General features: G+C 38.2%; 8 protein-coding genes and 1 pseudogene. 3 read left to right on the plus strand and 6 right to left on the minus strand.

Annotated features, from left to right (window positions below):
- Window positions 1-837 precede the first annotated feature (837 nt).
- Window positions 838-1,125 carry a GIY-YIG nuclease family protein gene (locus HDT10_RS08735; RefSeq protein WP_290882423.1) on the plus strand — a complete coding sequence of 96 codons (288 nt, stop codon included), beginning with the start codon at window positions 838-840 and terminating at the stop codon, window positions 1,123-1,125.
- Window positions 1,126-1,171: 46 nt separating this feature from the next.
- Here HDT10_RS08735 and HDT10_RS08740 read toward each other — a convergent pair whose 3' ends face one another.
- Window positions 1,172-1,315, minus strand: coding sequence for a hypothetical protein (locus tag HDT10_RS08740; protein WP_290882425.1), 144 nt, complete (start codon window positions 1,313-1,315; stop codon window positions 1,172-1,174).
- Between the two features lie 76 nt (window positions 1,316-1,391).
- On the opposite strand from HDT10_RS08740, the gene HDT10_RS08745 reads away from it, so the two are divergent.
- Window positions 1,392-1,763, plus strand: a complete 372-nt coding sequence (locus tag HDT10_RS08745) for a hypothetical protein (protein ID WP_290882426.1) — start codon at window positions 1,392-1,394, stop codon at window positions 1,761-1,763.
- 9 nt (window positions 1,764-1,772) lie between these two features.
- Window positions 1,773-2,063, plus strand: a complete 291-nt coding sequence (locus tag HDT10_RS08750; RefSeq protein ID WP_290882428.1) for a hypothetical protein — start codon at window positions 1,773-1,775, stop codon at window positions 2,061-2,063.
- A 20-nt stretch (window positions 2,064-2,083) separates the two neighbouring features.
- Here the strand turns inward: HDT10_RS08750 and nspC are convergent, their stop codons facing one another.
- The 5 genes and pseudogenes from nspC to HDT10_RS08775 all read right to left on the minus strand — a co-directional run.
- Window positions 2,084-3,349 carry a carboxynorspermidine decarboxylase gene (gene nspC, locus HDT10_RS08755; RefSeq protein ID WP_290882431.1) on the minus strand — a complete coding sequence of 422 codons (1,266 nt, stop codon included), beginning with the start codon at window positions 3,347-3,349 and terminating at the stop codon, window positions 2,084-2,086.
- Entirely contained in the window at window positions 3,301-4,107 is an 807-nt protein-coding gene (locus HDT10_RS08760; protein WP_290882433.1) for a 3'-5' exonuclease, read from the minus strand. The genes nspC and HDT10_RS08760 overlap by 49 nt, the downstream gene beginning before the upstream one ends.
- 21 nt (window positions 4,108-4,128) lie before the next feature.
- Entirely contained in the window at window positions 4,129-5,292 is a 1,164-nt protein-coding gene (locus tag HDT10_RS08765) for an FtsW/RodA/SpoVE family cell cycle protein (protein WP_290882436.1), read from the minus strand.
- 9 nt (window positions 5,293-5,301) lie between these two features.
- Complete coding sequence (locus HDT10_RS08770) at window positions 5,302-6,342, minus strand: YeiH family protein (RefSeq protein WP_290882438.1); 1,041 nt, start codon at window positions 6,340-6,342, stop codon at window positions 5,302-5,304.
- 93 nt (window positions 6,343-6,435) lie between these two features.
- Window positions 6,436-6,683: pseudogene (locus HDT10_RS08775) on the minus strand (5,10-methylenetetrahydrofolate reductase); the annotation flags it as partial.

Here is a 6,683-nt window from a genome sequence, read left to right on the forward strand (position 1 = left end):
CTGATTATGTAGCAAATGGTAGTGATGAAGACAGACAAAGAGTTCGTGTAGAAGTTAGATATAATTTCTAATTTCAAAAAAGAAGCCTAGTATAGCTTCTAATCTAATGATGAGGATTCTCTCCTCATCATTCTCTTTCTTGTCATTGCGATTCCTTATCTCGTCATTGCGAGAAAACCTTTAGGTTTTCGTGGCAATCTATAATTTTGCATACTTATAATTTCACAACTTCAGTCATTGCGAACATTATTTATAATGTGTGGCAATCTATAATCTTATTTACCCTGCGTATTACTACATTTGTCATTGCGATTGTTCCACCTTGTCATTGCGAGCGAAGCGTGGCGATCTATCATTCTGCATACTTATAATTTAAAATTCAACAATGAAATCATTTTATTTGTGCAATATTATAGATTGTTTCGTCATTCGCTTTGCTCATTCCTCGCAATGACACAAGTTGTGTATTTCATTTATGCTGAATCGTAGATTGCCACAGCCCTAAAGGGCTTCGCAATGACGATAAGCCAACCACCACGTCATTGCGAGGGCAAAGCCCGAAGCAATCCATAATCTTAAATCTCGCCTTTGATAATCTATTTTAATTAAGATTCCATTGTTTGATGAAGTGCAGTATTATAGATTGCCACGATTCTATTGCATAGAATCTCGCAATGACGCAGTGGAATACGCAATGCGTGCAATATTATAGATTGCCACGAAAATTTTTCAAATTTTCTCGCAATGACACAAGCTAAATTAAAATTCTCTGCAAGAACGCAGTAACTATGAGGAATTATGCTACAATATTAATGAATCTAAAATCAAAGATAATGAATGCAAAAGCAAGGTTTCTTATATATTCTATTTAACAAAAGAAATGGCACACTTTATGTAGGTGTAACGAGCAATTTACACAAAAGAATCTACGAACACAAAAACAAAATAACACAAGGCTTTAGTTGTCGCTATGGTGTGGATAAACTAGGATATTATGAAGTGTTTGAGGATATAAAGGAAGCTATTAAACGAGAGAAACAACTTAAAGCAGGCAAAAGAAAAAACAAACTAACTTTGATTGAAACAATGAATCCCAATTGGCAAGATTTGTGTGAAACATTGTAAAGAATTATTTGTTAAGACGAGATTCTTTTATTTGGACTGCCACGCATTATAAATAATGCTCGCAATGACGATAAGCTAACCACCGCGTCATTGCGAGGGCAAAGCCCGAAGCAATCCATAATCTAGCAAAAATAAAATCTACAAAAGCTTTGCAATGACACAAATAGGAATCACACGAAGCGAAAACCACACACCTTTAAAGAAAATAATGGAATCTTAAGATATTTTAGTTTATTATTTTTTAACTTTTATTTGGAGGTGCTGATATGGCATGTTTTGTTGAATCTATCGTAGTTGCTGGTGTTTTGAGTGCGGTTAAAAGAGGTGTTGCCAAACAAGAAAAGGCAAAGGGAAGTGTGCAAAAAATTTCTTGGAGTAGAAAGATAGGTTGGCTCGTAAATATGCTTCTAGGCGGGGCATTTTTGCTTTTCATTGAGCATATATGGCACGGAGAAATCGTTGCTTATCCGCCCTTTTTGACTGCAATGAGCTCTCCAGAGGATACGCAAGCAATGATTTATGAAATCTTAACGATTGGTAGTGCGCAAGTAGCTTTGATTGTTGCGATTTGGGTTGTAATGGTAGTTTGCGCAGAGAGAATGTATGCTAATCTTACCTCGAAAGCTCAAATGGCATAAGGAGGGAATATGTGTTTATTAATCACTTTGTTTGCAGCAGTGATTGCAAGCATTTGTTGGTTTGTGAACAATCCGCAAAAAAATTTGCAGTTAGGCACTCTAAGCCTTATGTATTGGGGCGCAGGGTTAATGTGGATTGTAGATTGCTTTGCTGCTTTGAGTGAGGGAGAGCCATTTCTCAATATCAGCAGTGATGATGCGGTTTTGGGCGCAGTAGTTGTGCTTTGTGGCTTGATTGTATGGTTTGTGCTTTTAATCTTTAAGAATCCTAAACGACTTTTTGCGGGTTTGACAAACTAATTTAATAGCTAAGATTTTTCTTAGCTATTGCGTTGTTTATAATCTTGATAAGAAAACTCTTTAAATAATTCAAATTCTCCATTTTCGTGAAGCATACCGATACTTGGTAGCGGAATCCCATTGAATGTATTGTTTTTGACAATAGTATAATGCACCATATCTTCAAAAATCAAGCGGTCGCCAATTTTAAGCGGTTCTTTAAAACTATAATCGCCAATCACATCTCCTGCAAGACAAGTGGGACCACCCAAGCGATAGGCATAAGGCTTCTCGCCTTTAAGTCTAAGTTTATGGTGTTTTTTGTAGGTTTTTGCCTCAAAACTATTGCGCACCATTGGGCGATAAGGCATTTCAAGGCAATCAGGCATATGCGCTGCCGCGCTGACATCTAAAATCGCAACCTTAATGCCATTTTGCACAATATCTACGACACTGCCAATCAGGAATCCGCATTGCCAGCCAACCGCTTCTCCGGGCTCTAAATACACTTCTGTCTCAAATTTTGATTTGAAATCTTGAATGGTTTTGACAAGCAAATCCACATCGTAGTCTTTGCGTGTGATATGATGCCCTCCACCGAAATTAATCCAACGCATTTGTGGAATATATTCACCAAAATGCGCGATAAAATGTTTTAAAGTGTGTTTGAGTGCATCGCTATTTTGCTCACAATGCGTATGAAAATGCAAGCCACTAATTCCCTCTAATCCAAATTTTTTAATCCCCTTTTTAAATTCTTTTGGCGTGATTCCAAGCCTTGAACCCTCTACGCAAGGGTTATAGATTTCTGGGCTTACCTCACTATATTTTGGATTGACGCGCAAGCCGATTTCAATTTTTGGCTTTCCCTTGCGTTCTCTAAGTTGGTTTTGGGATTCTATCATCTCTTTGAAAGTCTGCCATTGTTTGAAAGAATTAAAAATAATATGGTTTGAAATTTGCACAAGCTCTTGCATTTCTTCTTGTTTGTAAGCAGGGCTAAAGGTTGTGATTTCTCCTCCAAATTCTTCATAACCCAATCGTGCCTCATAGATTCCACTTGCCGTGATTCCACTCAAATAAGTCTTTGCAAGAGAAAAGCTTTTCCATAGAGCATAACCCTTAAGGGCAAGTAGGATTTTTGCGCCACTTCGTTGTTGCACGGATTGCAATAATTGCAAATTTTGCTTGAATTTTTTTTCCTCTAGCACATAGCAGGGGCTCGGCAAGGAGGCAAAGTTCTTGGGATAGTGGTGCGTTAGGAATCTTGCTCTAGCGGATTTGGCATTGGTGTCTTGGGTTGGCATTGTTGCTCCTTTGGATTTTTGATAAATTCTAACAAATCCTTGCTTGTATAGAGATTTGTAGGAAGATTTTGCAGACAAATTTTGAAGACTTCTAGTGCGGTTTTGGAGTCTTGTAAGGCGCGGTGTAGATTTTGATGATGAATGCCCAAAAAATCATTTAAAAACCCTAAGGAATAGCGTGGGGCTTGTAATGTTTTTTTGGCAAGTTTAATCGTGCAAAGTTTGGCATTATAAAGATACCCAAAGCCGTGATGATAAAGGGAGTGGCTTAAGAAATGATAATCAAAATCCACATTGTGTGCTACAAAAATACAATCTCCTAAAAAGAGCTTGAAAGATTCTAAAACTTTGGTGATTTTTGGTGCATTTGCGAGCATTGGGGCACTAATTCCTGTAAGCTGGGTGATATATTCTGGGATTTCCTCACAGAAAATCAGCGATTCAAAGGTATCGGTGATTTTCCCATTGCTAAATTTCACCGCACCAATTTCAATTGGGCAATGGACAAAAGGATTAGAACCATTGGTTTCAATATCTACAATGCAAAAAGATTCTGATTCTATGGGCGTGAGACTTGGGCGATAATATACTTTATCGTGTGCAAATTGTAATGGGATTCCACTGCCTTTGATGATTTCAAGTTCGCTTGCACTCTCGCCAAACAAACCCGCTGCTTCAGAGAGTAGCGATAAAAATTCGTTTTGACTTAAAGGACGTTTTTCTAATCTTGAAAGGATTTTGTCGTAATGTCTTGGCATTGGTGAATCCATACGCGAAATTTACAGCATTTTTGCTTTTTTGCTGATAGAGAGCACCATACCAATCATAATGCTTGTAGCCAAAATAGAACTTCCACCATAGCTTAAAAAGGGAACAGCGATTCCTTTAATCGGGATTAGCCCAGAGATTCCAAAGGCATTAATCAGAAAGGAGAATCCCAAAATAACCGCTACTCCAGAGCAAAAAAGATAATACATTGTGTTTTCGCAGCGATTGGCGATTTTAAGAATCCGAAAAATAAGCGCGAGGAAGAGCAGGCTAATACAAAATAATCCTATGAAACCGACTTCTTCGGCAATACCTGCTAAGATGACATCAGTATGCACTTCGCTTAAGAATCCTAATTTGATTAAGCCATTGCCCAAACCTTCACCCAAGATTCCGCCATTGGCAATTGCATTGAGGGAATGTTGAATCTGATAGGGCTCGGGCAAGTTTTCAACGCGCAAGGAATTTGCAATGGATTGTGGGAAAAGGGAGAGAATCAAATCTTGTGTCCCAGCCCACCAAGCTTTAATACGCATAATGCGGTGTGTGCTTGTAATAATGACGATGATAAAGAGTGCGAAAGCTCCGCTTAAAAGATATAAAAACAATTTAAAAGACGAGCCGGCAAAAATCATCATAAGGGCTAAAGTTGCTCCTAAGAGCACGATTTGTCCCAAGTCATTTTGCAGAATCGCTATCAAATACACTGCGACTAAAAAAACTGCGACATAGGGCAAGAATGTGATAAATTCTTCTTTGAGACTTTTGCGCTCTAGTAAAGAAAACTTGCGGGCGAAACTCCAAGCCAAAAAAATCACAAATCCAATCTTAAAAAATTCAACAGGTGCGAGTGAGAAAAAGGGTAGGCGAATCCAACGTTTCGCTCCCCCTGCGCTTGTTGCGAGGCTTTCGGGCAGGAAGTGCATAATTAACATTAAAAAGATTCCACCAAAGAAAAGGGAGAATCCAAACCACAAAATAAAATGGTCTGGATTGCAACGCGAAATCCCCCACATTAGCATAATACCAAGTATTCCTGCAATCAGTTGGCGCAAAATGAAGTGAAATTCCCCATAGTCATAATACAAAATAGCAAACGAAGAGAGAGAATAAGAAAAAATAATGCCAATAGTAATTAAACTTGCGCTAATAACGAATAACGGGCGATCAACCATTAACTTCTCTTATGGGACGAAATAATAGACAAGTAAGAATCCTCCAAAAATAAGAATCCCAAACAAAATCAATGCAAGCACAAAAGCCTTGCCTCCAGATTCAAGAAATTTCTTGAAATCCACTTGAAGTCCTAAGGCACTCATTGCCATAACCAAAAAGAATCCAGATAAAAATCTAAAGAAAGCAACAATTTCGTGTGGCAGTGGAATCAGGGAATGCGCAATGACAACTCCTAAAAACCAAAAAGCAAACCAAGGAATGTGTAGTTTTCTACCCCCTCCCTCTCTGCTTTCTGCGAAAAAATAAGGAATCACAAGTAAGACGGCAACCAAGAGTAAGACACGAATCATTTTTACAATCAAAGCGATTTCTTGCGTTTCTTGGGAGATTGCTCCTCCCGCACCCACAACATTTGCTAGCTCGTGCAAAGTAAGTCCGATGTAATATCCCTCTTGGATTGGGCTTAAGGGCACGAATCCTAGCGCATAGACTAAAGGATATAAAAACATTCCCAAGAGCCCAAAGATAACAACTGTTCCTACAGCAATGATTCCTTTATAGGGCTTGGATTTGAGGGAAGATTCTAGTGCCAACACCGCTGCTGCTCCACAGATTGCGCTTCCTCCGCTGACTAGAATCGCAATTTCTTTGTCTAATTTCAGAAATTTTACACCGATAAAATACCCAATAACCAAAACAAAAACCACTACAACAATACTTAATGCGATTCCATTGAGCCCCACAGAGGCAATGCTTTGTAGTGTTACATTAAAGCCATAGAGAACAATCCCAACCCTTAAAAGCTTTTTCGCGCTAAAGATAACGGCTTTTTCACAAGATTTTTCGGCTTGTCTAAAGAGCGGAGAAGCGAAGATTCCAAACACAACGCCAATAATTAAAGGGGATAAATGGATTTGTGTGATAAGAGGCAGTGAGGCGATATAAAAACTCGCCAAGCTCACCAAAAGCACTAATGCAAAGCCATTGAGCCATTCATCAAGAAAAGTTTTTAGAATCCCATTTTTTGATGATTGTGCGATTTGAGACATTGGATACCTTAAGAATTTGGAGTTGATAAAACAAAATTGAAGTGTAGCAAATTCTCTTTAAAAACTCGTAATGATTTTGTAAATTTTATCGCTTTAGCAAATGATTTGTTCAATCAAGTCGGGTTTATTGGCACTCATAAAGTGAAATTTTTGGTGGAGTTTATAAAGCGTTGAAAATAAGATTTGGTTTTTTTCTAATCCTACCTGCATTTCTATGCCTTTCTCACTCGCTTGTTTCATTGTTTCAAGCCAATTTTTGGGGACAAAAACACCGGGCAATTTATGGTGTAAAAAGAGAGCGGTTTTATAAGAAAAAATAGGAAAAAACCCAAAGATGAGCA

Origin of the sequence: Helicobacter sp. (genome assembly GCF_014799995.1) — a bacterium.
Classification (GTDB): Bacteria; Campylobacterota; Campylobacteria; order Campylobacterales; family Helicobacteraceae; genus Helicobacter_D.